Below are 3,014 nucleotides of genomic sequence, written 5' to 3' on the forward strand. Positions count from 1 at the left end.
CCGGGGATTACACGCTCAACACCGCCTGGAAGAACCTTGCCGTGGTGATGCGCGAATGCACCACCGCGGCCTGCTCCGCGTTCACCGCCACGCCGGCCGCCTGCTCGACCGACGCCTTTTCGGTGCGCCCCGCCGGGATCAGTTCGGCGGTCTCGAACGAGACGCCGCCCGGGGCCGGCAACGCCGCCACCAACGGCGCCACCTCGGGCGATCCGAAGTTCAAGGCCGGCGGCGATCCCTTCGCCCTCACCGCCACCATCGCCGGCATCGCCGGCAACCCGAACGGCTACACCGGCGTGCCGAAGGTCGACAACAACGGCCTGCAGACCGTCGCGCCGGCCACCACCCTCGGCAGCGTCGCCGGCACCTTCCCGGCGGCCACTTCCGGCACGCCCGACGCCGCGGCCACCGGCACCGGCTTCACCTACAGCGAGGTGGGCGCCTTCCGGTTCCGAGGCTACAACCCGGCCAGCGATACCGCCAGCAACCGCGGCGTGTTCGACGGCGTGATGTCGGCCACGGAATGTGCCGCCCTCACCGCGGCGCAGTGCGACGCCCTGCGCGCGGCGAGCTGGACGGGCGTTGACAGCATCAGCAGCAAGAACGACTGCATCGCCAACAGCTATGCCAACGTGCGCGACACCAGCGGCACCTATGCGACCAACGCGAACTACGGCAAGCTCGGCTGCAACTTCGGCCTGACGGCCGACAGCGCGGCGATGGGGCGCTTCTATCCGCATCACTTCGACACGGAAATTCCCGAGCATGCCTGCAGCAATGCCTTCACCTATTCCGGCCAGCCGTTCAAGCTCAAGGCGACGGCGAAGAACGCCGGCGGGCAGACCACGGTGAACTACGCCGGTGCACTGGCGAAGGCCGGCACCTATGCGGACGGCAACGGCGCCGCCGGCAGCTTCACGCCCGCCACGCTCCCCGCGGCGACCTATGCCGCCGGAGTGGCCGACCTGACGGATTTCGATGCCCCGCCACCGCTTGTGCCGGAACCCGACCGGGTGCGTTTCGCCTACACCAGCAAACTCACCGCGCCCACCACCCTGAAGCTGCGTCTCACCGACGCCGACGGCGCGTCATCGGCGGGCTATACCGAAGGCACGACGCCGTTGCGCTCGGGCCGGCTGCGCCTGTCGAGCGTGTATGGCTACAGTTCGCCCCTCCAGATGCCGGTGGAGGCGCAGTACTGGAGCGGCGCCTCCTGGGTCAAGAACGCGGCCGACAACTGCACGGCGCTGGCCGGGGCCAACCTGCTGCTGACGCCGGTCGGCTGGGCCGTGACGGCGCCGGGCACGCTCGTGAATGGCGCGGGCAACATCACGCTCACGCCGACCGGGCCGGGCAGCGTGACGCTGTGCGCCGACCTCGGGCCCGACCCGGTGGGCGGCGCCGCCTGCGTGGCGACCGGCGCTGGCCGCGCCTGGCTGCAGTCGAAATGGCCGCCGGGCGCCAACTACGACAACGATCCCTCGGCCATGGCCACCTTCGGCGTCTTCAGCCCCGAGGGGCGCAAGGGCATCTACAACAGGGAACTCTATTGATGCCGGTGCGTGTGAGCGGCTTCACTCTGGTAGAGCTTGTGGTGATCATGATCCTGGTCGGCATCCTCGCCTTCGTAGCGCTGCCGCGCCTAGATTCGGGCCAACTCTTCCGCGAACTTGGTTTCCGCGACCAGGTTGCCGCGGCGCTGCGCCACGCACAGAAGACGGCGGTTTCGCACCGCCGCCTGGTCTGCGCCATGGTGGCGCCAGACAATATCGCGCTAACGATCGCCGCCGCGCATCCGGCCAGCGCCTGCGGCAGCGCGCTCGCCGGGCCCGACGGCAGGCAGCCGGCGGCGACTTCGCCCTCGGCCGCCATCGCGCTCGCCGCCGCTCCGGCTGGCCCGCTTTATTTCCAGCCCTCGGGGGCGGTCACCAGCGACGGCGCCGGTGCCACACCGACAAATTTCACGCTCACCGTAACCAACCAGGCGCCGATCACCGTGCTTGGGGCGACAGGCCATGTGGAATAGCGCGCGCGGCATGACACTGATCGAGTTGGTGCTGGCCATGGTGGTCATCGGCGTCGGTCTGGCCGGCGTACTCGCCGCCTTCCAGCAGTCGGTGCGCGGCTCGGCCGACCCCATGGTGCGCAAGCAGATGACGGCGATCGCCGAGGAGATGCTCGAGGAGGCCGCGCTGCGTGCATTCATGCCTTCGGGCAACACCGCACCGGCGCCGTGCGCGCGCAACACCTACAACGACATCGACGATTACAATGGCTACGCGGCCGCAAATGTCTGCGACATCGACGGTAATGTGCTGCCTTCGCTTGCCGGCTACGGCGTGTCGGTCAACGTGACAGCCATGGCACTCTCCGGCGTGGCGGCCAAGCGCATCGCCGTCACGGTGACTCACGGCACGGACAGCGTGACGCTCACCGGCTACCGCACGGACTGGGCGACATGATGCGCGCACGCGGCTTCACCCTGATCGAGTTGACGATCGTCATCGTTATCACCGGCATTATCGCCGCGTCGGTGGCCGTTTTTTTCCGCCCAGCAGTGAGCAGCTATTTCGACACGCGCCGCCGCGCCGAACTTGCCGCCATGGCCGACACCGCGCTGCGCCGCGTCGGCCGCGAGGTGCGACGCGCCGTTCCCAACTCGGTGCGCATTCCGAACGACCAGTGCTTCGAGTTCGTGCCGAGCAGGACGGGGGGACTTTATCGCCGCGCTGCCGATGTGGTGAATGCGGGGTCGGATCCGCTCGACACGTCGGGGCCGGACAGCGCCTTCGATGTGCTCTCGCCCCTGTCGAGCGCGCCCGCGGCGGGGGATTTCATCGTCATTGGCAACCAGAACACCGACGACGTCTATACCGGCGCCACACGCGGTACGGTAACGGCCTGGCAGTCCCCGCCCGCTCCGGGTGGCGCCATCGTTGGGCAGGGCCGCATCAGTCTGTCGGCGGCGACCCAGTTTCCCCCCTCCTATGACGGTGGCCGCTTTTTCGTCGTCG

At 68.9% G+C, this 3,014-nt stretch carries 4 protein-coding genes; all 4 read left to right on the plus strand.

What is annotated here, in order from left to right; genetic code table 11:
* Positions 1-1,553 (plus strand): DUF6701 domain-containing protein (locus Q0X16_RS00155; protein WP_297829275.1); only part of this gene is annotated, 1,553 nt, incomplete at its 5' end.
* Positions 1,553-2,026, plus strand: a complete 474-nt coding sequence (locus Q0X16_RS00160) for a type II secretion system protein (RefSeq protein ID WP_297829278.1) — start codon at positions 1,553-1,555, stop codon at positions 2,024-2,026. The genes Q0X16_RS00155 and Q0X16_RS00160, both read left to right, overlap by 1 nt.
* 10 nt (positions 2,027-2,036) lie before the next feature.
* The gene (locus Q0X16_RS00165) at positions 2,037-2,462 is read left to right on the plus strand and encodes a hypothetical protein (RefSeq protein WP_297829281.1); all 426 of its coding nucleotides are present in this window, start codon (positions 2,037-2,039) and stop codon (positions 2,460-2,462) included.
* Positions 2,459-3,014: prepilin-type N-terminal cleavage/methylation domain-containing protein (locus Q0X16_RS00170; protein ID WP_297829284.1), on the plus strand; the 556-nt coding region annotated here is incomplete at its 3' end. The genes Q0X16_RS00165 and Q0X16_RS00170, both read left to right, overlap by 4 nt.

Origin of the sequence: Thermomonas sp. (assembly GCF_025993755.1) — a bacterium.
Classification (GTDB): Bacteria; Pseudomonadota; Gammaproteobacteria; order Xanthomonadales; family Xanthomonadaceae; genus Thermomonas.